Below are 26,559 nucleotides of genomic sequence, written 5' to 3' on the forward strand. Positions count from 1 at the left end.
CCTTAAAGGACAATGGAGTTCAAAAGGCAACCTTCTTCCTGTCTGCGCCATGGAGCAAAACGCATCCCGATATCGTGAATGCCATCAAGGAAAGCGGATATGAAATCGGGAGCCACGGCTTCAAGCACGACAATTACAGCACGCTCACCGACGAGGAAATACGCAAGCAAATTTCTTCGGCACACACTATTTTAACCGCAATGACCGGACAAGAACCCAAATTGATACGGATGCCGAACGGGGATTTTGACAAAAGAGTCCTCAGCATCGCCCAAAGCCTGAACTACACGGTGATCCAGTGGGATACCGACTCCAGGGATTGGAAGAACATCGGCGTGGAGAAAATCGTTGATCGCGTCGTCTCCAAAGCCCATCCGGGAGATATCGTGCTGATGCACGCCAGCGATTCGGTGAAGCAAACCCATGAAGCGCTGCCTCTCATCATCAAGGAACTTCGCAATCAAGGCTACGAGTTCGTCACGGTCACCGATCTGCTTCAACAGGGCAGCACCCAAGGCACCGAGGTCCGCGATCACGCTTCATTGCAGAAGAGCATCGAAGACGCAGGCGGTCTATGAATCACGAAGAACCTTAACATTAAATAATGCTTAACAAAAAAAGAGCTAAGGCCTTAGCTCTTTTTTTCGTCTTGTGTAACTTTATGAAGCGTCAGAATCTGGTATGCATTACAGATCAGCAGCGGTACAACCATAAAAATCGTGGCATTGCTCACTCCGATTTGCAGCACGCCGATAATCTCAACGATGGAAATGGCCATCATGAAGAACAGCGTCGGGATCCATGCGTTGGCATTTGTGCTCTTAACTTTGAGGTAAGCAACGACAATGGCAATGACCAGTATGGAGATACCCAAAATCAAATCCTGCTGCAGGCTGGTGGATCCGCCGACAAACGTACGGAAGAACATCAGCTCAAGCAATGCCAGTACAGCCAACACAATCTGAATGTATTGCCAAGTCTTTCTTCGGAATATGCCAATCCCCATATAATTTAACGTCAGGTATGCAAAAAAGCCCATCTGGGAGTATACGCTCACCAGCGCCCCAGAGCCTAACAAAATCAGCGGGTATATCAATAAATCGGCCATTCCCGTGAACTCGATAGCGCCATTAAACAACTGCAGGATCAGACCTACGATCAATGCCGCCACTGCCCCGACGAGCAGCGTTTTCAAAAACAATTTGGACCACTTACGTAAGCTCAACTAACTTCCACCCCCACAGATCATTATTTTACCAACGTTCACAATAAAAAACCATTCTGAATCCGACATATTTCTGCAAATCCATCGCATACTATGCGAAGACCCGTAAGAAAAATGACAATCAACTTACTTTCACGAAAAGACAGACCGCATGCAGAAGGATTTTTCTTGCGAAAAAAGGAGGACAACGGTAATGAAGTGGCCGTTATTTCGTTTATGCATTATCGTCTTCGTTGCAGCCATGGTGCTTACCGCTTGTGGCGTAGAACAAAGCTCGTCCCCGCAGCTTGGCTATAAAGAAATCAAGTCTATGGTGGTCGACATTCTGAAAACCGACGAAGGCAAAAAAGCGGTGGAAGAAGCGATGGGGGGCGGAGCCGGCGGTTCCTCAGGCAGCGGAGGCTCAATGGGAATGCGAATGATGTCCGCCCAATCTGGCGATCAAATTCGGATGGCTGTTAAGGATACGCTGGTGTCGGATGAATATAAGAAGGAAATTGAGAAGATCATGACCGATCCGCAATTCGCCGGCGATTTTGCCAAAGCCATTAATTCCGAGAGCAAGCGGCTGCATATGCAGCTGATCAAGGACCCAACGTATCAAAAGGCTATTCAGGATATGTTAAAATCACCGGATGTGATGAAATCGTTTCTTGAATTGACCAATACGCCGGACTATCGCAAACAGTCCATGACCGTGATGCAGGAAGCTATGCAAAATCCACTGTTCCGCATGGAGGTTCTGGAACTGCTCAAAACGGTTGTGAAAGATGAACTTCAGCCTAAAGTGGAAAAGAAAAAACAAGGCGAGGAAAAAGGCCAAGAAGAGCAAGGCGGCGGTGGCGGTAGCAGTGAAAGTGGCGGCGGTGAAGAAGGCGGCGGCGATGGCGGCGGCGGTTAAAGCATCCATTCCGAAAAATAGAACAAGCTCCCTGCAGAGGGAGCTTGTTTCGTCTTAAACGGGTCCTTCAAGTTTAGCCGCGATTCGTGAGGCGATCTCCTCGTAAATCGCAGCGCTCTCTGTCCCCGGTTTATAAACCGATGGCGAGAAATCCGGCTCCGAAGGGTGATTATCCGGGGCCCCCAACGGAAGCTGCGCGAGAAGCTCCGTATGAAGCGTCTCGGCAAGTTTGCCTCCGCCTCCACGACCAAACACATAATCCTTCTCTCCGCCATGGGAGCAGACATAATAGGACATGTTCTCGACGACGCCCAGAATTTCATGATCGGTCTGCAAGGCCATCGCACCCGCTCTGGCGGCAACAAACGCCGCCGTAGCATGCGGGGTGGTTACGATGATCTCTTTGCTCTGCGGAATCATCTGATGCACGTCCAGCGCCACGTCACCGGTTCCTGGCGGCAGATCAAGCAGCATGTAGTCCAAATCCCCCCAAGCGACATCGGTGAAAAATTGACGCAGCATTTTGCCAAGCATCGGTCCGCGCCAAATCACCGGACTGTTCTCACGGATGAAGAAGCCCATCGACATGACCTTGACGCCAAAGCGCTCAACCGGGTGAATGACGCCGTCTTCGGTTACGGAGGGCCCTTCCTCAATGCCCATCATGTCCGGCACGCTGAATCCGTAAATATCCGCGTCGATCAGACCGACCCTCTTCCCTTGTCGGGCCAAAGCTGCGGCTAAATTCACCGTAACGGTGGATTTGCCGACGCCGCCTTTGCCGCTTGCGATCGCAATGAAATGAATGCCGGATTGTTCGCTTAGAAGCGTATTCTGCTCCATGCCGGCAGCATGCCCTTTTGTCAGCTTATCGCGATCGTTGGCTTCCTCGCGGTTCGCTTGGTTTGAGGCATTGTCCAGGGGACGCATGCGGATATGAATATCCTCTGCCCCCATCGCCTCCAGAATTTCTCTGATCTGCGCTTCCAGGGAAGCGCGTACATCTTCGCTGCTGTACGTCACGGATAATCGAACCGTGCGTTCCTTGACTACAATATCTCGAATACGCTGGAGCTCCATCAGGCTCTTCCCGGTTTCGGGATCACGTAAAGGCTGGAGTATCTCCTGTACCGTTTCTCTAGTCAGCATATAAGCACCTCTGCTCTATGTAATGGAATAGACAATGTTTCGACATTCGTGTCTATTATACCATTACTCTGCAGCTTGTGACGACTCGCTGATGGACTCTCCGGAGGTATACCGCAAAATGCCGTTATACACGGAAGCTGCGACCTTCCTCTGGTATTTCTCGTCCCGAAGCAATTCGGATTCCTGCGGGTGGGACAAGAAACCAACCTCGACCAGGGCGGATGGCATGCGCAGGGCTTGGAGCAAATATATCTTATCGTCCGTTTTGGCCAGACGCTGCGTATTCTCCAGGTTATGCCTAATTTCAGCCTGGATCAATTCGGCAAGTTTCTTGCTGTCCTCGTTATTCGGCGGGAAAAAGGTCTGCGCGCCTCTCCACCGATTGGACGGAATGCTGTTCAGATGCATGCTGATAAACAGGTCGGCCTTGCTGTCCTCAATCATCCGCACGCGTTGTTTGAGGTCTTCCGTTTTCCGCTTGGAATAGCCCTTGGTGCTTTCCGCCGCCAGGTCGTAATCTCCTTCTCTTGTCATAATGACAAGCGCGCCTGCCTGCTGCAAGTAATCACGCAGATACAAGGTGATGGCCAGGTTTACATCCTTCTCTATGACGCCTTGGCGGCTTACTGCTCCCCCGTCTGGCCCGCCATGGCCTGCATCAAGGGCAATGACTTTGCCGGCAAGCGGCAGGCTCCAGGTATTGGACGTTTTGGCAGAGGGGATTTCGTACGTCACTACGATAATGAGCAGTGCCAGTAGTACGGCACCAATCAGGGTTTGCTTGATTCTCTTCAACGATATCCATACCGTAACCTTGTCCGTTCTCCGCCTGGACATAACAAAACCACCTCGTCCCATGAGTTGTTCTACTCCATCATATGGGACAAGGTGGTTATTTATGCCTTCGTTATACCGTGATCTGCTCTTTCATGCCTTCGATCAATACTTGCGCAACTTCCGGGCGCGTAAATTCCGGCGGCGGGCACTGCCCCTCACGAAGCAAGCCGCGAACCTTCGTTCCCGACAAGGTCAGATGGTCCTCCTTAGGGTGCGGGCATGTTTTGCTCGAGGCCATGTTTCCGCATGTTGTGCAGAAGAAGCTGTGCTCGAAGAACAGCGGGGTAATGCCTAACTCTTCCGCAGTGAAATTCTTGAAAATTTCCTGTGCCTCATAAGTGCCGTAGTAGTCGCCGACTCCGGCGTGATCCCGGCCCACGATAAAATGAGTGCATCCATAATTTTTACGAACCATGGCATGGAATATGGCTTCCCTTGGGCCCGCATAACGCATGGCAGCCGGAAATACGCCCAGGAAGGTACGATCCGCGGGGTAATAGTTCTCCAGCAAGGTCAGGTAGCTCTTCATCCGCACGTTGGCAGGAACGTCATCCGATTTGGTCTCTCCCACGAGCGGATTGAGGAATAGCGCATCTACGATTTCCATTGCGCTTTTCTGAATGTACTCATGTGCACGGTGGACCGGATTTCGGGTCTGAAAGCCGACAACCGTATTCCAGCCCTTGGCTTTAAAATGCGCGCGTGTTTCAGCCGGATCAAAATAAAACTCGCCAAACCGTTCCGGCTGCGGACGATTCAATACTTGAATCGGACCTCCGACATACGTCGCAGGTCGTTCCAACAGCTTTTTCACGCCTGGATGCTCCGGATCATCGGTCTTGAATACTTGTACAGCCTCGACTTGCTGATCGACCTTATAGACGCTCTCAACATCGATGACGCCATAAACGACGCCGTCTTCTTCGCCTACAAGCGCCGCCTTCTCGCCGACAACGAGCTTCGCCGCCGTGTCTTTATCTACGGCCAGGGTAACCGGTATGCTCCACACCGTTCCGTCAGATAAACGCATATTAGAAACAACGGACTTATAGTCCTGCTCGTTCAGAAATCCCTGCAATGGCGAAAATGCTCCGACCCCGATCAGATCCAAGTCCGAAATGCTCCAGGCGTTAACGGGGATCTTATGAAAGGTGTCCACCTGCTTCAACAAAGCTTCACGTTCTTCTCCTTGGGCTACCCGCTGCACCAGCGTACCGCCATGAGGGAGTATGGCTGTCATGAATAATTCCTCCTTCTTATGCTGCAACTGTAATAAGGCAAGTGGTTCTTATCTGTTTATTTATGAAGCCCGCACTCCGTCTTCTCATGCCCGGACCAGCGTCCTGCACGTGGATCTTCTCCCGGCATGACCTGCCGCGTGCAATATTCGCAGCCAATGCTCGGATAGTTCTGATCATGCAGCGGGTTGTAGATGATATCGTTCGTGCGGATATAATTCCACACATCCTCACTCGTCCAGCCCGCGATCGGATTGAACTTCACCAAACCGAACTTGGTGTCGTATTCAATCTTCTTCGTATTCGCCCGGGTAGGGGCTTGATCTCTTCGTATGCCTGTAATCCAAGCCTCGTATTGAGACAGAATCCGGGTCAACGGCTCTACCTTGCGGATGTTGCAACACTCATTCGGGCTGACGCTCCATAATGCTTCGCCATGCTGAGCCGCTTGCTCTTCCGGCGTGATGAGCGGAGATACGCGCACAAATTCCAGGCCATAACGTTCTGCCATACGATCCCGCGTTTCGTATGTCTCCTTGAAATGAAAGTCGGTATCCAGATAAAAAATATCCGTCGACGGGCTGATCTTCTGAATCATATCGACCAATACCACATCTTCTGCTCCAAAGCTGCAAGCAAACGTTATATTAGGAAACGTCTTGATTGCAAATTCGATGACTTCCTCAGCCGATGCATGCTCAAGCTCTTCAGCTTGCACTCTGATCAGATCTTCTTTCTCCAGCAAATTCATGATTGGATGCCTCCCCCATTATTCATTAATCCCGATAATCCTACTGAAATAATATGAATTAAATACAGTATAAAACATTCCTAATAAATGTCAACCATCAAATCGCTACCATAAAAAACGAAAAAACCCTTCCTGCGCAAGCAGGAAGGGACTTCTCTCTATTCTATTTCCAAACATTATGACAAGTCTTGGACCTTACTCCGATGCTACGGATACCTCTTTGGCTCTCATGCCTGCACCGGCACTTTTTCCTTCCGAATCCTCGGACTTGGGAGCCGATGCCTGATTCGTTGTCCGCAGCGGAATTTCCTTCAAGAAGAATACGAGCAGCAATGCGACCACAAGCACCAGCATCCCGGTAAGGAATACCATGGATAGCGTATTTCCGAGCGCATCGCGAATGCTGTCTATCATCTGCAGGAATAATGGTTGCACGTCTGCAGGAAGGCTTGCTTGCGTCTGTTCGATCAACGGCTTATTCATCAGCGTCTGCGGATTCGCGAACGATAGCATCTGCTGGGCCATCTGCGGATCCAAGGCGCTGAAGTCAGGCGCGCTCTCCGACTGAAGTGCATCCTTCAAATTCTTCGTCAGGTTATTCGACATAACCGTACCCATAACCGCGATACCGATCGTACCGCCAAGATTACGGAATAATTGGGAAGAAGCCGTCGCTACGCCAAGCTCTTTGTGCGATACCGCATTTTGCGTGGCGAGCGAGAATACCGGCATGCCCAAACCAAGTCCGACACCGAAAATGATGGTACTGACCACGGTCAGCCACAGATTATCCATGAATACCATGATACCCATGCCAACAATCATGATCGGTACGCCAAGCAGCGCGTAGCGTTTGTACTTGCCGCTCTTCGCGATCAGTTGGCCCACGACGGCGCTCATTCCCATCATGAAGACCGACATCGGAATCGTTACATACCCGGCATAGGTAGGCGAAATGCCAAGTACGCCCTGCACGTAGAACGAGATGTAAATCATCGCGCCCATCAAACCGAAGTTCATAATGAATCCAATCAGATTGGAAACCGTAACGACGCTGTTCTTAAATAAACTCAGCGGCAAAACCGGTTCCTTGGCTTTTGTCTCAACAAATATAAAGATGATGGCCGATACGACCGAAGCCGCTATGAGACCGATAATTTCAGGCGATCCCCAAGGATATTCCGTGCCTGCCCAAGAGAACGCAAGCAACAGCGGAACAATCGCCGTTGTCAGGAATAAGGAACCCAGATAATCGATGGATTGACCGGTTTTCCGTTCGACCTTAGGGAACAATGTCATGATCATGATAAAGGCGACAACGCCCAGCGGCAGGAAGATCCAGAATAACCAGCGCCATTCAATGTTATCGACCAGGTAACCGCCAAGCGTAGGGCCCAGGACACTGGAAAAACCGAATACGGCCGTCATCAGGCCCATCCATTTACCACGTTCCCGCGGCGGGAATAAGTCCCCGACCGACATAAATGCCGTCGATTGGATAATGCCGGCACCTATACCTTGAATACCCCGATAAATAATAAACTGATACACGTCTGTCGAAGTACCCGTCAGAAAAGCTCCTAACATGAAAAATAATATACCTATCAGTATAAACGGCTTACGTCCGAACATATCGGACAGCTTGCCAACCAGTATGGTTGCGATCGTTGATGTTAACAAATAAATGTTGATGGTCCATGTGTAATAATCCATGCCATCAAGAATGGCGATAATCCGCGGCATCGCGGTGCTTGTTATCGTCTGGTTAATGGCTGCGAAGAACATCGCAGCCATGATCGCGATCATAATCGAAACTTTACGTTTAAGCGTTAAATGCTCCATGCTCCACCTCTACCCGTTGTGATTGGTTTTATCTATGTTTGACAGCATCAAGGAGAAGATTCTTCTTAAATGCTGAATGTCTTCCTCAGAGAGGAAGTCAAAAAATCCCTGGATCATTTCTTTTTGATCCTTCTTCACTTTCTTAATGATCTCAAGCCCCGGTTCCAAGAGCGTGATGTTGACAACTCTGCGGTCATCCTCGGCGCGTTCTTTCTGCAGATACCCTTCTGCAACCAATTTATCCGTCAGTCCGGTTATAGCCGGCGGCGTCAAAGACAGAACTTCAGCAAGCTCCGAAACCTTTAGAGGTCCTCTCATCTTTAATACATACAGCACCTGAAATTGAGGGAAACTTAAATTGTATTTCCCGGCGCTCGACTTGTTCCATTCTTGAGAAATGTTCTTCAGCAGGGCCCGGAACATCGACGACACCTTAAAAATCTCTTCATTGCGATCCAACCATATCCCCCCTTACTGCTCCAAGAAATTACTTATCTAATTAATGATTAAATATTAATTATTTAAGTGCTTAATTAATTTGCAATTAATAATATATCTCTATTTACATATGAAGTCAAGTGGTTGACGATCTCAGATGATCATGCTCGGAGGCCAGTTTCATTCTTTCTATCCTCAAGCTGTGCACATGATGTGAACAACATGCCCCAAGTTTGGTGAACCTTTCCCAAATGTGCTCACCATGTGTGCATATCTTTGTGGACAACCTTACAACAAATGTCTTGTCCACTTCACTCTCAGTAGACGGCTTCGTGCAGAGGACGCTGTGTTGTGATAACCGGGAGTCCTATGCTTCGAGAATTAGGCTTTATAAACACAACAAAAAAGCCCTTGACCGTAATGGCCAAGGGCTTGGTAAATCGAATATTAACGTTTGGAGAACTGAGGCGCGCGACGAGCTGCTTTAAGACCGTATTTCTTACGTTCTTTCATACGAGGGTCGCGAGTCAGGAATCCAGCTCTTTTCAGAGAAGGACGGAATTCAGGATCTGCTTTCAGAAGAGCACGGGAGATACCGTGACGGATTGCTCCAGCTTGACCGGAGATGCCGCCACCGTGAGCGATGACAAGCACGTCATATTTGCCCAGTGTTTCTGTCAGATTCAAAGGTTGTTTAACGATCAGTTTGAGTGTTTCCAAACCGAAATATTCATTGATATCACGTTTATTGATGACAATGCGTCCTTCACCCGGTACGAGGCGTACACGTGCTACCGAGTGTTTACGACGACCTGTCCCATAGTATTGTACTTGTGCCATGAAACTGTCCTCCTTTTTAATTAACCGCGAAGTTCGTAAACTTCTGGTTTTTGTGCTTCATGTGGATGTGCCGTGCCTGCGTATGCTTTCAGTCTCAGCTTCATTTTCTCGCCCATGCGAGTTTTAGGAAGCATGCCGTGAACCGCACTTTCGATTACACGCTCTGGGAATTTAGCAATCAGGTCTTGAGCTGAAGTTACTTTCAATCCACCTGGATGCAGGGAGTGACGATAATATTTCTTGTTCTCCATCTTTTTGCCAGTGAGGTGGATTTTCTCGGCGTTGATAACAACCACGAAATCCCCTGTGTCAACATGTGGAGTGAATTGAGGCTTATGTTTGCCGCGGATCAGAGCCGCAACTTCACTTGCCAAACGGCCAAGCGTTTTGCCTTCGGCATCAACGATGTACCATTTGCGCTCAACTTCATTTGGCTTCGCCATATAGGTGGTACGCATGTATAGTTCCTCCTTGTATTCGTCCGAAAATCATCATTAATTTTCATCATTTATCTTCGTTCATGTGTAAAGCATTTTCATGGTGTTTCTGTCTTGCTATTGGCATTCTCTTAACCGGGGCTGTGGGAGAGCCGTTAAGAAAACACAACTTATATAATACAGGATTACACCCACTTCCGCAAGTGTTTTTTGCTTTTCTACCTTACACCATGCGGTTTGATTCAAACAAGCCGCCAAACGCATCCCGAACGCTTTCCGGTTCTTTGGGGTACAGCCGTCTGCGTGATACGTATCGCATCAGTCATTGCGGCTTCTCTTGGCCGGCGATATCGTAATCCACTTCCCATAACATCAAACCCTTGCCCATCGCTGTTGGACCGGCTGCTGCCCGATTTTGGGCTTCCAATATGACCTTCATATCATCCGGATGGCGCTTGCCTTCCCCTACCTCAATCAACGTTCCCATAATGATCCGGACCATGTGCTGCAGAAACCCGTTCCCGGATACATACGTATGAATGATTCCTTGATCTCTGGTGTCCGGACGGCACATGGATGTATCCTTCTCGATCCAAGCATCAAAAATCGTACGGACATGGGACGGCTTCGTCGACTTTCGTGACGCAAACGTCGTAAAGTCGTGCGTTCCGATCAGATGAGAAAGTCCCTGCTCCATCGCTGCGATATCCAGCTTTCCATGATGATGGATCTGGTACCGCCGGTTGAATAAATCCGGATATTGATTCGCATTGATGGTAAAACGATAGGTTTTGCGTTTCGCTGCATGGCGGGAATGGAATTCCATCGGTACCTCCATTGCATCCGAAACCACGATATCTTCCGGCAGCCAAGTGTTTAATGCCATGCACCAACGCTCCACGGGAATGGGGGAAGCCGTGTAAAAATTAAATACCTGGGCACGGGCATGCACCCCGGCATCTGTCCGGCCGGAAGCCGTAATCTTGAGCTGCTCTCCGGACAAGCGGCGAATGGCTTCCTCCAAATAGTCCTGAATCGTGTGGCCACCGGGCTGGGTCTGAAAGCCGTTATAATCGGTACCGTCGTAACTGACCTTCATCAGAAGATTACGCATTGCTTGCCTCCTGCGTGCTTTCATCGAATGACTCCGCAACGAAACTTGCGATATAGAATCTCATTAACATCGCTGATAACTCATAGGTTCTATATCTATCAAAAAAAGAGCCCCATAGGAGCTCCTTTTCATCATGTGAAGCCGAACCCTTCGAGTCAGCCACATGACTAGAAGGTCCCCGTTATCGTAGCCCATGGAGTAGTCGAGACGAGTCGAACCAAATGATCGACTATATCTCGCACCACTTCCCGTTCATGGCTCCTAGAATAAACATCTGAAGAGCCGGGCATACATAACTTCAGTCACTTCAATGGAACAAAACGAAATTACGCGCGATCTACCAGTTCCAAATAAACCATTGGAGCTGCGTCACCACGACGAGGACCCAGTTTCAGGATACGCGTGTATCCGCCTGGACGCTCTACGTAACGAGGAGCGATTTCGGAGAACAATTTTTGGATTGCATCTTGTTCACCGTCAACCGTTTCACGACGCACGAATGCAGCTACTTGACGACGAGCGTGAAGATCACCTTTTTTTGCTTTTGTGATCAGTCTCTCAGCGATCGAACGGACTTCTTTCGCTTTGGCTTCAGTCGTTTGAATACGCTCATATAAGAAAAGGTCGGTTACCAGGTCACGGAACAACGCTTTACGCGCACTGGAATCGCGGCCCAACTTTTGGTATGCCATGTGTTTTTCCCTCCTTTGCTAAGCTAAGCCGAATCTGCTATTCTTCCGTACGAAGTCCCAGGCCCAACTCTTCGAGCTTCTCTTGAACTTCCTCCAAGGATTTGCGTCCGAGGTTCCGGACTTTCATCATATCCTCTTCGGTTTTCGTAGTCAGCTCTTGTACCGTATTAATGCCGGCACGTTTCAAGCAGTTGTAGGAACGAACGGAAAGATCCAGCTCTTCGATCGTCATTTCAAGCACTTTTTCTTTCTTGTCTTCTTCTTTCTCGACCATGATCTCCGCATCCTTCGCTTCGTCGGTCAGACCCACGAAGAGGAACAGATGCTCAGTCAAGATTTTCGCGCCGAGACTAACGGCTTCTTCTGGGCGGATGCTGCCATCCGTCCAAATTTCGAGCGTCAGTTTGTCGTAGTTGGTTACTTGGCCAACACGCGTATTTTCCACGCCGTAGTTAACACGGCTAATCGGAGTGTAGATCGAATCGACGGGAATGACGCCGATAGGCTGGTCATCGCGTTTGTTCCGATCCGCCTGGACATAGCCACGACCGCGACTGGCAAAAATACGCATATGAAGTCTTGCACCAGGGCCCAGCGTCGCAATATGAAGATCCGGATTCAGAATCTCCACATCACTATCCGCACGGATGTCACCAGCAGTAACAACCCCTTCACCCTCCGCATCAATCTCGAACACTTTCTCTTCATCGGAATGAATTTTCAGAGACAAAGCTTTCAGGTTCAGGATGACCTCGGTCACGTCTTCCATGACACCCGGAATCGTGGAGAATTCATGAAGCACGCCATCGATTTGAATCGATGTGACGGCTGCACCCGGGAGTGAGGATAACAAGATGCGGCGAAGCGAGTTCCCCAGCGTCGTGCCATATCCTCTCTCTAGAGGCTCAACAACGAATTTCCCATAGGTTCCTTCTTCATTGACATCAACGGTCTCAATTTTCGGCTTTTCGATTTCAATCACGCAAGTACCCCTCCTTCAAACGTCGCTCCTATATGAAACTGTCATCTTATCCAGTAATCCATGTAGTAGTATGCCTAAACAACCATTATTAGCAGATTGCAACGGATTTATACCACATTAACAGGATGACTTCATTATACGCGACGACGTTTTGGTGGGCGGCATCCGTTATGTGGAATTGGTGTTACGTCTTTGATCAGGTTAACTTCGAGACCTGCTGCTTGCAGGGAACGAATTGCTGCTTCACGACCAGCACCAGGACCTTTAACCATGACTTCCACCGCTTTCATACCGTGTTCCATAGCCGCTTTGGCAGCTGTTTCAGCAGCCATTTGCGCAGCGAACGGGGTCGACTTACGGGAACCTTTAAATCCAAGGCCGCCGGAGCTTGCCCAAGAAATCGCGTTTCCGTGAGGATCCGTAATCGTTACGATTGTATTGTTGAACGTGGAGCGGATATGAGCCACGCCACTTTCAATATTTTTGCGGTCACGACGTTTAGTACGTACGACTTTTTTTGGTTTAGCCATTGTCTATTATCCCCCTTTCTTATTTCTTCTTGTTCGCTACGGTACGACGAGGACCTTTACGTGTACGAGCATTCGTTTTAGTACGTTGACCACGAACAGGCAATCCACGACGGTGACGAATACCGCGGTAGCAGCCGATCTCCGTGAGACGTTTAATATTTAAGGAAATTTCACGACGCAGGTCACCTTCTACCTTAACCATACCATCGATCGTTTCGCGCAATTTGCTGACTTCATCTTCTGTCAAATCACGGACACGAGTGTCTGCATTGATTCCAGTTTCTTTCAATACTTTCTGGGAAGTCGTTTTACCGATTCCGAAAATGTAAGTCAAGGCGATCTCAACGCGTTTGTCACGTGGCAAATCCACACCAGCTATACGAGCCATTTTACGCTACACCCCCTTCTTTAACCTTGTTTTTGTTTGTGTTTCGGATTTTCACAGATAACCATTACGTTCCCTTTGCGGCGAATGACTTTGCATTTTTCGCAAATAGGCTTTACAGAAGGTCTTACCTTCATGCTAATTACCTCCTCCAAGTTTTACGTTGTAAAACCAGCTTCGAAACTAAAGTAGTTTGTTACCGCTGCTGAGTTTTACGTCAGTAAAACCGCTTCGCAGCTTTCCTTGATTCCCCGGGGGAACCTTGAATCTATTTACGGTACGTGATACGACCCTTGGTTAAATCGTACGGCGAGAGTTGAACAACCACTTTGTCTCCTGTAAGGATACGGATAAAGTGCATCCGCAGCTTTCCGGAAACATGAGCGAGAATCTGGTGACCATTCTCCAGCTCGACTTTAAAGGTAGCATTCGGCAACGGCTCGATGACCGTTCCTTCGACTTCAATGACATCTTCTTTAGCCACAGTTAGTCTCCTTTCTGATCTGCCTTGGATTTATCGGATACAAATTGGCCAAGTGCGAAACGCAGTTTACCGTTTGTAACCCGACCGCTTTCTTGCAAACTGTTTACCACTTCACTGCTAATGTAGGATTGAGGTTCAAGATGAAGAACATTCTTCTTCTTGGCCCCGTCAAACTTGCGTTTGTCCCCATCCGCGATCCACACGAACCTGCTGTCCTCAATCGAAACGATAACGGCATACTGTCCGGCATCTCTGCCCTTCAGTATCTTAACAATCTGACCGGGTTGAAGCGTGATTTCATGATTCAATGTCATCACCCTATTCCGGCAGCTTCGTCAAAATTTCCATGCCATCCGGCGTGACTGCTACCGTATGCTCGAAGTGAGCACATAGTGAGCCGTCAACCGTTACAACCGTCCAGTTGTCTTCCAGCGTCTTGACATTCCGTTTCCCGGTATTGACCATCGGCTCGATCGCGAGCACCATGCCCGGTTTGAGTCTTGGTCCGCGGTCAGGGATGCCATAGTTCGGAATTTGCGGATCCTCATGCAGATCGGTACCCACGCCATGACCAACGTACTCCCGGACGACAGAGAAACCTGCATCCTCGATATGACGCTGAATGGCATGAGAGATTGTAAACAAGCGGACATCGGGTTTGACTAGCGCAAGTCCAGCATAGAGCGATCCTTCCGTAACGTCCAGCAAACGCTGGGCCTCTTCGGAAATTTCTCCTACAGCGTAGGTCCATGCCGAGTCACCATGGTAACCCTGGTATTGCGCGCCGATATCAAACGTAACGATATCGCCCTCGATCAATTTGCGTTTGCCTGGAAATCCATGCACCAATTCTTCGTTGACTGATGCGCAAATGCTGGAAGGAAATCCGTTGTAGCCTTTAAAAGATGGCACAGCGCCTTGGCTTCGAATGAACTTGTCGGCCATAAGGTCCAGTTCCCCGGTCGTAATGCCCGGTTCAACATGAGCGGCAAGGAGCTTGTGGCATTCCGCCACGATCCTTCCTGCTTCTCTCATCAAGCTCAGTTCCGTTTCGGATTTACAAATGATCATTATACTTAACCTCTCAGTATAGACGCAATTTGTGATGAAACCGCGTCGATTTCCTGATCACCATCGATTTGACGCAAAAGACCTTTGTTCTCATAAAACGTGAGGAGTGGTGCTGTTTTGTTGATATATTCGTCTAAACGAATGCCGACGCTCTCTTCGTTATCATCGGAGCGCTGGTACAATTCGCCGCCGCATTTATCACAAATGCCTTCCTGTTTAGGAGGATTAAAGATCACATGATAAGTCGAACCGCAGTTTTTGCAAATCCGGCGGCCGGTTAGGCGGGCCAGAAGCTTTTCCCGATCCACTTTCAGGTTGATGACGTGATCGAGACCCGTATTCAAGCGGGCGAGGATGTCATCCAGCGCTTCCGCTTGCGAAAGGGTTCTTGGAAAGCCGTCCAATAAAAAACCTTTTTCGCAATCGGACTGCTGCAGACGCTCTTCCACAATACCAATCGTTACGTCATCGGGTACCAGCAGACCCTGATCCATGAATTCCTTCGCTTTGATCCCGATGGGAGTTCCTTGTTTAATCGCGAGACGAAATGCATCGCCTGTAGAAATATGAGGAATACCGAATTCATTCACGATGTTTTCTGCTTGCGTTCCTTTTCCTGCCCCAGGAGGACCCATGAATAAGATGTTCACCTTACCTCACTCCCTCCTCTTGATTGACTAGCAAGAACAACACAATAGGCGCCGGGAAGCGATACAGACCACTCGCCGGAACCTATCGCCTATTTATTGATAAAACCTTTGTAATGACGTTTGATCAGTTGGCTTTCGATCTGCTTCATCGTATCCAGTGCAACACCGACGACGATCAAGAGGGACGTACCACCAATCTGAACCGTACGAGGAAGACCTGCAAGTGATCCGAAGAACACCGGAAGTACGGAGATCACGGCCAGGAACAGAGCTCCTGTCATGGTCAGACGGGTCATAACCCGTGTCAGATACTTCTCGGTAGCTTTACCAGGACGAATGCCCGGCACATAGCCGCCGTTCTTCTTCATATTATCAGCCATTTGGTTCGGATTCATCTGCACGAAGGTGTAGAAGAACGTGAAACCAATGATCATGAGTACATACAGTACCATTCCAAGCGGGCTGTCATAAGCCAGGTTCGCCGTAATCCATTTCGCCCAATTCTGGTGTGCCCAGAAGCTGGCCAGGATAACCGGGAACTGCAGCAATGACATCGCAAAGATTACCGGAATAACGCCTGCTCCGTTAATCTTGAGCGGAATGTGTGTGTTCTGTCCGCCGTACATTTTGTTTCCTACAACACGCTTCGCGTATTGAACCGGAATTTTACGGATACCTTGCTGAATGAATACAACACCGGTAATGATCAGAACCAAAATCAGGAGGATGATGACACCCTTCAGAATATTCATGAAGACCTGACCATCCTGAATGAAGTTCGATTCAATCGTTGTCCGAATGTGCATCGGAATACCAGCAGCGATACCTGCAAAGATAATGATCGAAATACCGTTACCGATTCCGCGTTCCGTAATCTGTTCGCCGAGCCACATCAAGAATGATGTACCTGCAGTAAGAACGATCGCGATCACGACGAAGTCGATAAAGGTTGCTCCAGGAACCATTTCGGCGCCATACAGGCGGTTAAACCCGATGGACATACCGAACGCCTGAATCAGACCCAGTATTACCGTACCATAACGAGTAATTTGAGCCAACTGCTTCTTCCCGTGTTCCCCTTGTTTGTTCCATTCCGCAAACTTTGGAATGACGTCCATCGACAGCAACTGCACGATAATGGACGAAGTAATATATGGAAATATCGAAAGGGCGAAGATCGAAAACTGCGATAACGCGCCCCCCGAGAACGTGTTAAGAAGACCGAACAACTCATTGCCTGCCTGATTCGTCTGGGTAAAGACATCCTTGTTAACACCGGGAACCGGTACAAAGGATCCGATACGGAAGATGATCAGAACGAATAAGGTGAACAAAATACGCTTGCGAAGGTCATCCACACGCCATATATTTTTCAGGGTCTTAAACATTAGATCACCTCGGTTTTACCGCCGGCAGCCTCGATCTTCTCTACCGCAGATTGAGAAAACTTATTAGCTTTTACAGTCAAAGAAACGGTAACTTCACCGTTGCCAAGAATTTTGATTCCGCTCTTTGTATTGTTAACAATACCGCTCTCAACCAAAACTTCTGGAGTCACTTCAGTACCTGCTGCAAAGCTGTTAAGTTCTTCGATGTTCACAATCGCGTACTCTTTCCGAGTTGGGTTTACGAAACCGCGCTTCGGAAGACGACGATACAATGGGTTCTGTCCACCTTCGAAGCCTGGACGTACACCACCGCCGGAACGAGAGTTTTGTCCTTTGTGACCGCGACCCGACGTTTTACCCGTACCGCTACTAGTACCGCGTCCAACGCGCTTGCGCTCTTTGCGGGATCCAGGTGCTGGGCTCAGCTCATGTAACTTCATCGTTCGTTGCACCTCCTTAATATGTCCGGGGATAAACTGCCCGGGATTAACCTTCGATTTCTTTAACAGAAACCAGGTGATTTACTTTCTTGATCATTCCGCGAATTGCAGCATTGTCGCTTTGAACCACGGAATGGTTGATTTTGCGAAGTCCGAGTGTTTTCACGGTTGCACGCTGATCCTCTGGACGACCAATCACGCTGCGTACGAGGGTGATTTCAAGTTTAGCCATGAGATTCCCTCCTTAACCCAACAGCTCTTCGACGGATTTGCCGCGAAGCTTGGCAACATCTTCAACACGCTTCAGGCGGGACAAGCCTTCCAAAGTCGCATTGACCATGTTCATGGAGTTCGAAGAACCTAGAGATTTTGTCAAAATGTCGCCTACGCCAGCCAGCTCGAGTACTGCACGAACCGGTCCGCCAGCGATAACCCCAGTACCTTCAGATGCCGGCTTCAACAATACGCGGCCTGCTCCGAAGTGTCCTGTTACGAGGTGAGGAATAGTGGTTCCAACAAGTGGAATGTGAATCAGGTTTTTCTTAGCATCTTCAATACCTTTGCGGATTGCATCCGGTACTTCGCCTGCTTTACCGATACCTGCTCCTACCCAACCTTTGCCATCACCGACAACTACCAGTGCGCTAAAGCTAAAGCGACGTCCGCCTTTTACAACTTTAGCAACGCGGTTAATGTTTACTACTCTTTCAGTCAGTTCTAAAGTGTTAGGATCTACACGCAAGTCGTTTACCTCCTTTTGAAAATATCTTAGAATTCAAGGCCTGCTTCGCGAGCTGCCTCTGCAAGTGCTTGAATACGTCCATGGTACAAATATCCACCACGATCGAATACGATCGATTTATAACCTTTGTCTGCTGCGCGTTTTGCAACGAGTTCGCCGACTTTACGAGCGGATTCAACGCTTCCGCCGTTCTTGATGTCGCTAACCAGTTCTTTGTCCAGCGTAGAAGCTGATGCCAAAGTCACGCCAGCCACGTCGTCGATCAATTGAGCATAGATGTGTTTCGAAGAACGGAACACGTTCAGACGTGGACGTTCTGCAGTGCCTTGGATTTTCTTACGAACACGCAGGTGTCTTTTCAGACGAGCTTTGTTCTTGTCTTGTTTCGTGATCATGCTTCCATTTCCTCCCTTCAGTTTTGCCTTAAGAGCTTCACTTTTAGACGCATCGGGTAAGTATGGGAGAAGAGGCAAGTTATCCACCAGGTGAATCCCCAGTCAGCTAACCTTACTTCTTCTTACCAGCTTTACCTTCCTTACGGATAATGCGTTCACCTTCGTATTTAATCCCTTTACCTTTATAAGGCTCAGGCTCACGTACGGAACGGATCTTAGCAGCGTATGCACCTACGCGCTCTTTATCGATACCGCGAACGGTGATTTTTGTGTTTGACGGTACATCGAATTCGATACCAGCTTCCGGTGTAATTTCAACTGGGTGGGAGTAACCCACGTTCAGAACGATTTTATCTCCGGTTTTGCTTGCACGGTACCCGACACCCACCAACTCAAGGTTTTTCGAGAATCCTTCAGTTACACCGTTGACCATATTCGAGACAACGCTGCGGGTCGTGCCGTGAAGAGAGCGATGTGTTTTGTTGTCGGAAGGACGAACAACATTGATCTCGTTGTTTTCTACTGTAATTTGCATGTCTTTATGCAATTCACGAGTCAAGGTACCTTTAGGTCCTTTTACAGTGATTACAGTGTTATCCAGTGTGACTTCCACACCGTTAGGAATAGCAATTGGTTTACGACCAATACGGGACATTCATTACACCTCCTATCTTGTGACGTTGATTACCATACGTAGCAGAGAACTTCTCCGCCAGCTTTGGATTGACGAGCTTCTTTGTCGGTCATAACTCCCTTAGACGTGGAGATGATCGCAATACCCAAACCACCAAGTACGCGAGGTACTTCGTTGCTCTTCGTGTAAACGCGAAGACCTGGTTTGCTGATTCTTTTCAGACCTGTGATTACGCGCTCGTTGTTGGAACCATATTTCAGGAATACACGAATGATCCCTTGTTTATTGTCTTCCACAAACTCTGCATCACGGATGAAGCCTTCACGCTTCAAGATGTCAGCGATTTGTTTTTTCATCGTCGAAGCAGGCATTTCTACTGTTTCGTGGCGAACCGTGTTCGCGTTACGAATACGAGTTAGCATATCTGCAATTGGATCGGACATAGTCATGTAGGATAAACCTCCTTCCCGTTTATAAACTTCTTACCAGCTTGCTTTTTTCACGCCAGGAATCTGGCCTTTATAAGCTAATTCACGGAAACAAATTCTGCAAATTTTAAACTTCTGCAGTACCGAATGTGGGCGACCACAACGTTCACAACGGGTATATGCCCGTACTTTGAATTTCGGTGTACGTTGTTGTTTAACTTTCATCGAAGTTTTTGCCACTTAGCCTGACACCTCCTAAATAGTTTCGGAGAAAAGGACAACCGTCTTATTTCGCGAAAGGCATGCCCAGTTGAGCAAGCAGTTCACGGGATTCTTCGTCGGTTTTGGCAGTCGTTACGATAACGATGTCCATACCGCGAACCTTATCCACTTTGTCATACTCAATTTCAGGGAAAATGAGCTGCTCTTTCAGACCGAGCGTATAGTTACCGCGTCCGTCAAATGCTTTGGTGGACACGCCTTGGAAGTCACGTACACGTGGGAGTGTAACGTTGAACAGCTTGTCGAGGAAGTAGTACATACGCTCACCGCGCAGCGTTACCTTCACACCGATTGGCATGTTCTCACGCAGTTTGAATCCCGCGATGGATTTCTTTGCACGGGTGATAACCGGTTTTTGACCAGCAATCAGCTGCATGTCGTTCACAGCGGAATCAAGCACTTTCGAGTTGGCTACAGCGTCACCCACACCCATGTTGATGACAACCTTCTCGATTTTTGGTACTTGCATTACTGTCTTATAGCTAAACTTCTGCATCAGAGCAGGAGTTACTTCGTTCAAAAAACGCTCTTTCATTCTTGCTGCCATGATTCAAGGACCTCCTTTCTAAACCGTCTTATTTATCGATAACTTCTCCGGATCTTTTAGCTACGCGAACTTTTTTACCGTTGTCCAGTACTTTGTAACCGATACGAGTTACTTTTCCGCTCTTCGGATCAACGTGCATAACGTTCGATACATGGATCGGAGCTTCCTTCTCGATGATACCGCCTTGTGGGTTCATTTGGTTTGGCTTCTGGTGCTTCTTGATCATGTTCACACCTTCAACCAAAACACGATTTTCACGAGGGTACGCTGCGATGACACGGCCTTTTTTGCCTTTGTCTTTACCGCTGATGACGATAACCGTATCATCTTTTTTCACGTGCAGTTTGTTGCTATGGGATTCCAGAACTTTTTTCACTTTAGGCATTCGTTACACCTCCTATGACTAGCCAGTTCAACTATTTATCGGGTTCCCGAAAAGTTACGTCACTTTTTGGGGTGTTATTAGATTACTTCCGGAGCCAAGGAAACGATTTTCATGTAGTCTCTTTCGCGAAGTTCGCGAGCAACTGGTCCGAAAATACGAGTTCCGCGTGGGCTTCTGTCGTCTTTAACAACAACAGCTGCATTCTCGTCAAATGAGATGTAAGATCCGTCTTTACGACGTACAGAACGCTTCGTGCGAACGACTACCGCTCTTACTACATCACCCTTTTTGACAACGCCGCCTGGTGTTGCTTGTTTGACGGAACATACGATCAAATCACCGATTTGAGCTGTACGACGACCAGTACCACCCAATACGCGGATACACATCAGTTCCTTCGCACCGGAGTTGTCAGCAACAGCTAAACGTGTAAATGGTTGAATCATTTAAATTTCCTCCTTCCATCAAAAACTGATCATATCTTAGATGATAACCGCTTTTTCAACCACTTCTACCAGTCTCCAGCGCTTGTCTTTGGAGAGAGGACGAGTTTCCATGATTTTAACGGTATCTCCGATTTGAGCTTGATTGTTCTCATCATGCGCTTTAAATTTTTTCGTGTATTTAATGCGTTTGTGATACAAGTCATGCTTCTTATAAGTTTCAACAGCTACAACAATGGTTTTATCCATTTTATCGCTGACAACTTTACCGATTTGCACTTTACGAGCATTGCGTTCTTCGCTCATTTGTTAGCCTCCTTCCTGAATACAGAACATGACGTTCCATTTCATTAACTAATCCCAAGTTCTCTTTCACGGATAACGGTTTTAGCACGAGCTATTTCTTTGCGAACGTCACGGATCCGAGTCGGGTTATCAAGCTGGCCAGTGGCCAATTGAAAACGGAGGTTAAAGAGTTCCTCTTTAAATCCGGCGATTTTTTGCTCGATTTCTGCAGTGGTTAAGTTGCGCAGTTCATTAGCTTTCATTTGCTTCACCACCCACTTCTTCTCGTTTCACAAACTTCGTTTTTACAGGCAGCTTGTGAGCGGCGAGACGCATCGCTTCGCGGGCGATTTCCTCGGACACGCCTCCAAGTTCAAACATGATCTTGCCTGGTTTTACAACGGCAACCCATTTCTCAACGTTACCTTTACCGCTACCCATCCGCACTTCGAGAGGCTTTTGAGTAATCGGCTTATCTGGGAAAATCTTGATCCATACTTTACCGCCACGACGGATGTAACGAGTCATCGCGATACGAGCAGCTTCGATCTGACGGTTCGTGATCCAGCCTGGTTCTGTAGCTTGCAGACCGAATTCGCCGAAGTTCAGTTCAGTACCGCCTTTCGCTTGGCCTCTCATATGGCCGCGCTGTTGTTTGCGGTGTTTTACACGTTTTGGTACCAACATGATTAGTTGCCTCCTTCCTGAGCAGCTTGTTTCTTAGCCGTAGGAAGAACCTCTCCACGATAGATCCATACTTTCACGCCGATACGGCCGTAAGTCGTATGCGCTTCTGCTGTACCATAGTCGATGTCTGCACGAAGCGTATGAAGTGGAACAGTTCCTTCACTGTAGCCTTCCGTACGAGCAATCTCGGCTCCGCCAAGACGTCCGCTGACCGATGTTTTAATCCCTTTCGCTCCAGAGCGCATAGTTCTTTGAATCGCTTGTTTCAGTGCACGACGGAAAGATACACGACGTTCCAGCTGTTGTGCAATGCTTTCAGCAACAAGAATTGCGTCCAGTTCAGGGTTTTTGATTTCAGAAATGTTGATGTGAACTTTTTTACCGCCGGCGATTTTAGTCACTTGTCCGCGCAGTACTTCTACTTCGGAACCACCTTTACCGATAACCATACCTGGCTTCGCAGTGTGGATCGTCACGTTCACACGATTAGCCGCTCTCTCGATTTCGATACGGGATACAGCGGAGTCTTTCAATTTATTTTTCAGGTATTCACGGATTTTCACGTCTTCCAGCAAAAGATCACCGAAATCTTTGCCTGCATACCATTTGGATTCCCAATCACGGATAATACCGATACGGAGTCCTACTGGATTTACCTTTTGGCCCACACGTTTTCCCTCCTTATTTTTCAGCTACCACCAAAGTAATGTGGCTGGTGCGTTTATTGATCCGGCTTGCACGTCCCATCGCACGAGGGCGGAAACGTTTCATAGTCGGTCCCTGGTTGACATAAGCTTGCGTCACAACCAATTTAGTTACATCCAAAGAGTAGTTATGCTCAGCGTTTGCGATAGCCGAGTTCAAAAGCTTCTCAACAACCGGAGATGCAGCTTTCGGAGTGTGACGAAGAATTGCGATCGCTTCGCCCACTTGCTTACCGCGGATCAAGTCAACAACGAGTTGAGCTTTACGAGGAGCAATACGAATCGATCTAGCATGTGCTTTTGCTTCCATATGTTTAACCTCCTCTCAAACAAAGAGCTTCGTTAATTATCTTCTTGTTTTCTTATCGTCTTCATGACCTTTGTAAGTACGGGTTGGAGCGAACTCACCCAACTTGTGTCCTACCATGTCCTCAGTTACATATACAGGTACATGTTTACGGCCATCGTATACACCGAACGTGTGACCGATAAATTGCGGGAAAATAGTGGAGCGGCGGGACCAGGTTTTGATCACAGCCTTTTTGCTTGCGGCGTTCATATCCTCCACTTTTTTGAGCAGATATCCGTCAATAAAAGGTCCTTTTTTCAAACTACGGCTCATATTGAAATCCTCCCTTCATCAAATTGTCTCGTTACCTTCGGGCCTGACACGAAGTTATGCACTTAAGCGCGCATTACTTCGTGCGGCGGCGAACGATATATTTGTCAGAAGCTTTGCCTTTTTTACGAGTCTTGGCACCAAGGGTTGGTTTACCCCATGGAGACATAGGAGACTTACGTCCGATTGGAGCGCGGCCTTCACCACCACCGTGAGGGTGATCGTTAGGGTTCATGACGACACCGCGTACTTCAGGACGTTGTCCGAGCCAGCGGCTGCGGCCTGCTTTACCGATTTTGATCAACTCATGGTCTTGGTTACCCACAGAACCGATGGTTGCACGGCAAACTTTCAGGATGCGGCGAACTTCACCGGAAGAAAGACGAACCGTTACGTACTTGTCTTCTTTACCGAGAAGCTGAGCTTCTGTACCAGCAGCACGAACCAATTGTCCGCCTTTGCCTGGTTTCAATTCGATGTTGTGGATAACTGTACCTACTGGAATGTTTTCCAGAGGAAGCGCGTTACCGATCTTGATGTCAGCACCTACTCCAGATACTACTTGGTCTCCAACTTTCAGACCTTTAGGAGCGATGATATAACGCTTTTCACCATCTACATAGTGAATCAGAGCGATGTTGGAAGTACGGTTCGGGTCGTATTCGATTGTAGCAACGCGACCTGGAATGCCGTCTTTATTCCGTTTGAAGTCGATGATACGGTATTTACGTTTGTGTCCGCCGCCATGGTGACGAACCGTAATTTTACCTTGGTTGTTGCGGCCAGCTGTTTTGCTCAGTGGAGCCAGCAACGATTTCTCCGGCTGATTCGTGGTGATTTCTTCGAAAGTCGACACGGACATGTTGCGTCGAGCCGGGGATGTCGGTTTATACTTTTTAATAGGCACTGAATTTTCCCTCCTTACTTAAGAAATTCTTATTCAACCGATTCAAAGAACTCGAGCGGTTTGCTGTCTGGTGCCAAAGTCACGATTGCCTTTTTCCATTCGGTTGTGTAACCGGAATAACGGCCGTAACGCTTTGGTTTAGCAGGAACACGCATCGTATTCACGTTCGATACTTTTACTTTAAAAATAGATTCGACAGCTTGCTTGATCTCGGTCTTGTTAGCACGGATATCCACTTCAAAAGCATATTTCAGCTCTGCCATGTAGTCAGCCGTACGTTCCGTGATCACCGGGCGCTTGATTATATCGCGTGGGTCTTTCATTACGCGAGCACCTCCTCTACCTTCTGAACTGCTTCCTTCGTAATGATCAGTTGATCGTACGACAGTACGTCAAGAACATTAATGCCGTCAGCCGCTACGAATTTCACACCAGGAATATTGCGTGCGGAAAGGGCTACATTATCATCATAGCTTGGAGCAACGATCAGAGCTTTACGGCCTACTTTCAGGTTGCTAAGGATGTTAGCAAACTCTTTCGTTTTCGGCGTGTTCAGCGTCAGTTGATCCAATACGATAATTGCGTTGTCAATCACTTTGGAAGACAAAGCGGATTTGATAGCCAAACGACGAACTTTCTTAGGAAGTTTAAACGTGTAGCTGCGCGGAGTCGGTCCAAATACCACGCCGCCGCCTTTCCATTGTGGAGAACGGATCGAACCTTGACGAGCACGGCCGGTACCTTTTTGTTTCCAAGGCTTACGTCCGCCGCCGCGTACTTCAGAACGTCCTTTTACTTTGTGGGTACCACGACGAAGGGAAGCGCGCTGCAGCAATACTGCGCTGTGCAGTACGTGTGCGTTCGGCTCGATGCCGAATACAGCTTCATTCAATTCTACTTCGCCAACCTGGCTACCGCTGACATTATAAAGTGCTACTTTAGGCATTGTTTGTTCCTCCTTTCTTTAGGCGATTATTTCTTCACCGTTTCTTTGATTTGAACGAAACCTTTTTTAGGCCCTGGAATGGAGCCTTTAACAAGGATTACGTTACGCTCTGCGTCGACTTTAACAACTTCGAGCTTTTGGATCGTAACTGTCTCATTGCCCATGTGACCTGGCAGACGCTTTCCTTTAGGAACACGGTTTGCCTGGATCGAACCCATGGAACCTGGTCTACGGTGATAACGGGAACCGTGAGACATTGGTCCGCGGCTTTGGCCCCAACGCTTGATTACGCCTTGGAATCCTTTACCTTTGGAAATACCCGTTACGTCAACAAATTCGCCTTCTGCGAAGACATCAGCCTTCAGCTCTTGTCCAACCTCGACACTCGCGAGGTCAACACCGCGAATTTCGCGAACGTAGCGCTTAGGCGCAGTGTTTGCTTTTTTCGCATGGCCTGCTTCTGGTTTGTTAGATCTGTTCTCTTTCTTATCGGAGAAACCAACTTGGATCGCTTCGTATCCGTCGTTTTCCAGATCTTTCTTTTGAAGAACAACACAAGGACCTGCTTCGATAACCGTTACAGGAATTACAACACCCTCAGGGGTAAATACTTGAGTCATTCCGAGCTTTCTACCTAAGATACCTTTCATGTTGACACCTCTTTTCTCTTCTCTAATTCGTTATGCAATGCTTACAGTTTGATTTCGATATCTACACCGGACGGCAGGTCCAAGCGCATCAAGGCATCCACAGTTTGTGGAGTCGGGTTCACGATGTCGATCAAGCGTTTATGTGTACGCATTTCGAACTGTTCCCGAGAATCCTTATACTTGTGCACCGCACGGAGAATGGTAATTACTTGTTTCTCAGTTGGAAGCGGGATCGGACCGGATACACCAGCACCCGAACGTTTTGCTGTCTCAACAATTTTCTCAGCGGATTGATCAAGAACTCTGTGGTCGTATGCTTTCAAGCGAATACGAATTTTTTGCTTTGCCATTTTATTCCCTCCTTCTATCGCCCAATTTGGTATCGGACATACTCCGTGAAAATTTTCCAACCACCCACCTCATGGCAAAGGGGCCGGGTGTGTCGGTAACCTCTCACATCATCGCAACGTCGCAGAACAACATTTACTATTATATATAAAAGATAGGCGCA

The 26,559-nt window shown here is 48.1% G+C and carries 43 protein-coding genes (1 of these 43 only partly in view); 2 read left to right on the forward strand and 41 right to left on the reverse strand.

What is annotated here, in order from left to right:
• Nucleotides 1-578 carry the 3' portion of a polysaccharide deacetylase family sporulation protein PdaB gene (pdaB, locus tag M1D70_RS28205; RefSeq protein WP_009589226.1) on the forward strand. Its footprint begins 226 nt before the window's first position, so only the last 578 of its 804 coding nucleotides appear in the window; its start codon lies beyond the left edge, outside the window; it ends in the stop codon at nt 576-578.
• A gap of 53 nt (nt 579-631) precedes the next feature.
• On the opposite strand, the gene M1D70_RS28210 is transcribed toward pdaB, so the two are convergent.
• Nucleotides 632-1,225: a KinB-signaling pathway activation protein gene (locus M1D70_RS28210; RefSeq protein ID WP_015737612.1), complete on the reverse strand. Its 594-nt coding sequence runs from the start codon at nt 1,223-1,225 to the stop codon at nt 632-634.
• Nucleotides 1,226-1,418: 193 nt separating this feature from the next.
• Here M1D70_RS28210 and gerD point away from each other — a divergent pair, with 193 nt between their 5' ends.
• Nucleotides 1,419-2,126, forward strand: coding sequence for a spore germination lipoprotein GerD (gene gerD, locus M1D70_RS28215; protein WP_009589205.1), 708 nt, complete (start codon nt 1,419-1,421; stop codon nt 2,124-2,126).
• Between the two features lie 54 nt (nt 2,127-2,180).
• On the opposite strand, the gene M1D70_RS28220 is transcribed toward gerD, so the two are convergent.
• The 40 genes from M1D70_RS28220 to rpsJ form a co-directional block, all read right to left on the reverse strand.
• The gene (locus tag M1D70_RS28220; RefSeq protein ID WP_433941545.1) at nt 2,181-3,275 is read right to left on the reverse strand and encodes a P-loop NTPase; all 1,095 of its coding nucleotides are present in this window, start codon (nt 3,273-3,275) and stop codon (nt 2,181-2,183) included.
• Nucleotides 3,276-3,338: 63 nt separating this feature from the next.
• Entirely contained in the window at nt 3,339-4,112 is a 774-nt protein-coding gene (gene cwlD / locus M1D70_RS28225) for an N-acetylmuramoyl-L-alanine amidase CwlD (protein ID WP_009589216.1), read from the reverse strand.
• Nucleotides 4,113-4,182: 70 nt separating this feature from the next.
• The gene (sat, locus tag M1D70_RS28230; RefSeq protein ID WP_456288524.1) at nt 4,183-5,352 is read right to left on the reverse strand and encodes a sulfate adenylyltransferase; all 1,170 of its coding nucleotides are present in this window, start codon (nt 5,350-5,352) and stop codon (nt 4,183-4,185) included.
• A 56-nt stretch (nt 5,353-5,408) separates the two neighbouring features.
• Entirely contained in the window at nt 5,409-6,101 is a 693-nt protein-coding gene (locus M1D70_RS28235; RefSeq protein ID WP_456288525.1) for a phosphoadenylyl-sulfate reductase, read from the reverse strand.
• Between the two features lie 195 nt (nt 6,102-6,296).
• Nucleotides 6,297-7,943, reverse strand: a complete 1,647-nt coding sequence (locus M1D70_RS28240) for a DHA2 family efflux MFS transporter permease subunit (RefSeq protein WP_456288526.1) — start codon at nt 7,941-7,943, stop codon at nt 6,297-6,299.
• Between the two features lie 9 nt (nt 7,944-7,952).
• The gene (locus M1D70_RS28245) at nt 7,953-8,402 is read right to left on the reverse strand and encodes a MarR family winged helix-turn-helix transcriptional regulator (RefSeq protein WP_009589233.1); all 450 of its coding nucleotides are present in this window, start codon (nt 8,400-8,402) and stop codon (nt 7,953-7,955) included.
• A 426-nt stretch (nt 8,403-8,828) separates the two neighbouring features.
• Nucleotides 8,829-9,221, reverse strand: a complete 393-nt coding sequence (rpsI, locus tag M1D70_RS28250) for a 30S ribosomal protein S9 (RefSeq protein ID WP_006212891.1) — start codon at nt 9,219-9,221, stop codon at nt 8,829-8,831.
• Between the two features lie 20 nt (nt 9,222-9,241).
• Nucleotides 9,242-9,679 (reverse strand): 50S ribosomal protein L13, encoded by a 438-nt coding sequence (gene rplM, locus M1D70_RS28255; protein ID WP_009589234.1) that lies wholly within the window; start codon nt 9,677-9,679, stop codon nt 9,242-9,244.
• A gap of 301 nt (nt 9,680-9,980) precedes the next feature.
• Nucleotides 9,981-10,772 (reverse strand): tRNA pseudouridine(38-40) synthase TruA, encoded by a 792-nt coding sequence (truA, locus tag M1D70_RS28260; RefSeq protein WP_456288527.1) that lies wholly within the window; start codon nt 10,770-10,772, stop codon nt 9,981-9,983.
• A gap of 326 nt (nt 10,773-11,098) precedes the next feature.
• Nucleotides 11,099-11,464: a 50S ribosomal protein L17 gene (gene rplQ, locus M1D70_RS28265; RefSeq protein ID WP_009589203.1), complete on the reverse strand. Its 366-nt coding sequence runs from the start codon at nt 11,462-11,464 to the stop codon at nt 11,099-11,101.
• 37 nt (nt 11,465-11,501) lie between these two features.
• Nucleotides 11,502-12,446 carry a DNA-directed RNA polymerase subunit alpha gene (locus tag M1D70_RS28270; RefSeq protein WP_006212895.1) on the reverse strand — a complete coding sequence of 315 codons (945 nt, stop codon included), beginning with the start codon at nt 12,444-12,446 and terminating at the stop codon, nt 11,502-11,504.
• 134 nt (nt 12,447-12,580) lie between these two features.
• Entirely contained in the window at nt 12,581-12,976 is a 396-nt protein-coding gene (rpsK, locus tag M1D70_RS28275; protein ID WP_009589209.1) for a 30S ribosomal protein S11, read from the reverse strand.
• A 19-nt stretch (nt 12,977-12,995) separates the two neighbouring features.
• Entirely contained in the window at nt 12,996-13,364 is a 369-nt protein-coding gene (rpsM, locus tag M1D70_RS28280) for a 30S ribosomal protein S13 (RefSeq protein WP_006212897.1), read from the reverse strand.
• A gap of 20 nt (nt 13,365-13,384) precedes the next feature.
• Nucleotides 13,385-13,498 carry a 50S ribosomal protein L36 gene (gene rpmJ / locus M1D70_RS28285; protein ID WP_003333770.1) on the reverse strand — a complete coding sequence of 38 codons (114 nt, stop codon included), beginning with the start codon at nt 13,496-13,498 and terminating at the stop codon, nt 13,385-13,387.
• Nucleotides 13,499-13,629: 131 nt separating this feature from the next.
• Nucleotides 13,630-13,845 carry a translation initiation factor IF-1 gene (gene infA, locus M1D70_RS28290; RefSeq protein ID WP_006212898.1) on the reverse strand — a complete coding sequence of 72 codons (216 nt, stop codon included), beginning with the start codon at nt 13,843-13,845 and terminating at the stop codon, nt 13,630-13,632.
• Between the two features lie 2 nt (nt 13,846-13,847).
• Entirely contained in the window at nt 13,848-14,159 is a 312-nt protein-coding gene (locus M1D70_RS28295) for a KOW domain-containing RNA-binding protein (protein ID WP_015737620.1), read from the reverse strand.
• A 4-nt stretch (nt 14,160-14,163) separates the two neighbouring features.
• The gene (gene map / locus M1D70_RS28300; RefSeq protein WP_456288528.1) at nt 14,164-14,916 is read right to left on the reverse strand and encodes a type I methionyl aminopeptidase; all 753 of its coding nucleotides are present in this window, start codon (nt 14,914-14,916) and stop codon (nt 14,164-14,166) included.
• A 5-nt stretch (nt 14,917-14,921) separates the two neighbouring features.
• Nucleotides 14,922-15,566, reverse strand: a complete 645-nt coding sequence (locus M1D70_RS28305) for an adenylate kinase (RefSeq protein ID WP_009589204.1) — start codon at nt 15,564-15,566, stop codon at nt 14,922-14,924.
• Between the two features lie 89 nt (nt 15,567-15,655).
• A complete protein-coding gene (secY, locus tag M1D70_RS28310) occupies nt 15,656-16,954 on the reverse strand; it encodes a preprotein translocase subunit SecY (RefSeq protein WP_456288529.1) in 1,299 nt (432 codons plus the stop codon).
• Nucleotides 16,954-17,394, reverse strand: coding sequence for a 50S ribosomal protein L15 (rplO, locus tag M1D70_RS28315; protein WP_006212903.1), 441 nt, complete (start codon nt 17,392-17,394; stop codon nt 16,954-16,956). The genes secY and rplO overlap by 1 nt, the downstream gene beginning before the upstream one ends.
• A gap of 46 nt (nt 17,395-17,440) precedes the next feature.
• Nucleotides 17,441-17,626 (reverse strand): 50S ribosomal protein L30, encoded by a 186-nt coding sequence (gene rpmD, locus M1D70_RS28320; protein WP_006212904.1) that lies wholly within the window; start codon nt 17,624-17,626, stop codon nt 17,441-17,443.
• A gap of 12 nt (nt 17,627-17,638) precedes the next feature.
• Nucleotides 17,639-18,136, reverse strand: a complete 498-nt coding sequence (gene rpsE / locus M1D70_RS28325; RefSeq protein WP_009589212.1) for a 30S ribosomal protein S5 — start codon at nt 18,134-18,136, stop codon at nt 17,639-17,641.
• A 26-nt stretch (nt 18,137-18,162) separates the two neighbouring features.
• Nucleotides 18,163-18,531 (reverse strand): 50S ribosomal protein L18, encoded by a 369-nt coding sequence (gene rplR / locus M1D70_RS28330; protein ID WP_090914097.1) that lies wholly within the window; start codon nt 18,529-18,531, stop codon nt 18,163-18,165.
• Nucleotides 18,532-18,643: 112 nt separating this feature from the next.
• On the reverse strand, nt 18,644-19,186 hold the full coding sequence (gene rplF / locus M1D70_RS28335) for a 50S ribosomal protein L6 (RefSeq protein WP_009589224.1): 543 nt from the start codon (nt 19,184-19,186) through the stop codon (nt 18,644-18,646).
• A 29-nt stretch (nt 19,187-19,215) separates the two neighbouring features.
• The gene (gene rpsH / locus M1D70_RS28340; RefSeq protein WP_009589201.1) at nt 19,216-19,614 is read right to left on the reverse strand and encodes a 30S ribosomal protein S8; all 399 of its coding nucleotides are present in this window, start codon (nt 19,612-19,614) and stop codon (nt 19,216-19,218) included.
• Between the two features lie 33 nt (nt 19,615-19,647).
• Nucleotides 19,648-19,833 carry a type Z 30S ribosomal protein S14 gene (locus tag M1D70_RS28345; RefSeq protein WP_013312154.1) on the reverse strand — a complete coding sequence of 62 codons (186 nt, stop codon included), beginning with the start codon at nt 19,831-19,833 and terminating at the stop codon, nt 19,648-19,650.
• Between the two features lie 46 nt (nt 19,834-19,879).
• Entirely contained in the window at nt 19,880-20,422 is a 543-nt protein-coding gene (rplE, locus tag M1D70_RS28350; protein WP_007132558.1) for a 50S ribosomal protein L5, read from the reverse strand.
• Between the two features lie 28 nt (nt 20,423-20,450).
• The gene (gene rplX, locus M1D70_RS28355; protein WP_006212910.1) at nt 20,451-20,807 is read right to left on the reverse strand and encodes a 50S ribosomal protein L24; all 357 of its coding nucleotides are present in this window, start codon (nt 20,805-20,807) and stop codon (nt 20,451-20,453) included.
• Nucleotides 20,808-20,884: 77 nt separating this feature from the next.
• On the reverse strand, nt 20,885-21,253 hold the full coding sequence (gene rplN, locus M1D70_RS28360) for a 50S ribosomal protein L14 (RefSeq protein ID WP_006212911.1): 369 nt from the start codon (nt 21,251-21,253) through the stop codon (nt 20,885-20,887).
• Between the two features lie 36 nt (nt 21,254-21,289).
• Entirely contained in the window at nt 21,290-21,556 is a 267-nt protein-coding gene (rpsQ, locus tag M1D70_RS28365) for a 30S ribosomal protein S17 (RefSeq protein WP_009589223.1), read from the reverse strand.
• A 44-nt stretch (nt 21,557-21,600) separates the two neighbouring features.
• Nucleotides 21,601-21,798, reverse strand: a complete 198-nt coding sequence (gene rpmC, locus M1D70_RS28370) for a 50S ribosomal protein L29 (protein WP_007132561.1) — start codon at nt 21,796-21,798, stop codon at nt 21,601-21,603.
• On the reverse strand, nt 21,788-22,222 hold the full coding sequence (gene rplP / locus M1D70_RS28375; RefSeq protein WP_009589221.1) for a 50S ribosomal protein L16: 435 nt from the start codon (nt 22,220-22,222) through the stop codon (nt 21,788-21,790). The genes rpmC and rplP overlap by 11 nt, the downstream gene beginning before the upstream one ends.
• A gap of 2 nt (nt 22,223-22,224) precedes the next feature.
• The gene (gene rpsC, locus M1D70_RS28380) at nt 22,225-22,890 is read right to left on the reverse strand and encodes a 30S ribosomal protein S3 (protein ID WP_006212915.1); all 666 of its coding nucleotides are present in this window, start codon (nt 22,888-22,890) and stop codon (nt 22,225-22,227) included.
• 13 nt (nt 22,891-22,903) lie between these two features.
• Entirely contained in the window at nt 22,904-23,236 is a 333-nt protein-coding gene (gene rplV / locus M1D70_RS28385) for a 50S ribosomal protein L22 (protein ID WP_015737624.1), read from the reverse strand.
• Nucleotides 23,237-23,272: 36 nt separating this feature from the next.
• Nucleotides 23,273-23,548 carry a 30S ribosomal protein S19 gene (gene rpsS / locus M1D70_RS28390; protein WP_006212917.1) on the reverse strand — a complete coding sequence of 92 codons (276 nt, stop codon included), beginning with the start codon at nt 23,546-23,548 and terminating at the stop codon, nt 23,273-23,275.
• 73 nt (nt 23,549-23,621) lie between these two features.
• Nucleotides 23,622-24,452, reverse strand: a complete 831-nt coding sequence (gene rplB / locus M1D70_RS28395; protein WP_009589218.1) for a 50S ribosomal protein L2 — start codon at nt 24,450-24,452, stop codon at nt 23,622-23,624.
• Nucleotides 24,453-24,481: 29 nt separating this feature from the next.
• Complete coding sequence (rplW, locus tag M1D70_RS28400; protein WP_006212919.1) at nt 24,482-24,775, reverse strand: 50S ribosomal protein L23; 294 nt, start codon at nt 24,773-24,775, stop codon at nt 24,482-24,484.
• Entirely contained in the window at nt 24,775-25,398 is a 624-nt protein-coding gene (rplD, locus tag M1D70_RS28405) for a 50S ribosomal protein L4 (RefSeq protein ID WP_009589231.1), read from the reverse strand. Before rplD ends, rplW begins: the two co-directional genes overlap by 1 nt.
• A gap of 26 nt (nt 25,399-25,424) precedes the next feature.
• Nucleotides 25,425-26,048, reverse strand: a complete 624-nt coding sequence (gene rplC / locus M1D70_RS28410) for a 50S ribosomal protein L3 (RefSeq protein ID WP_009589211.1) — start codon at nt 26,046-26,048, stop codon at nt 25,425-25,427.
• 41 nt (nt 26,049-26,089) lie between these two features.
• Complete coding sequence (rpsJ, locus tag M1D70_RS28415) at nt 26,090-26,398, reverse strand: 30S ribosomal protein S10 (protein ID WP_009589214.1); 309 nt, start codon at nt 26,396-26,398, stop codon at nt 26,090-26,092.
• Nucleotides 26,399-26,559 lie beyond the last annotated feature (161 nt).

The organism is Paenibacillus sp. AK002, assembly GCF_053903045.1.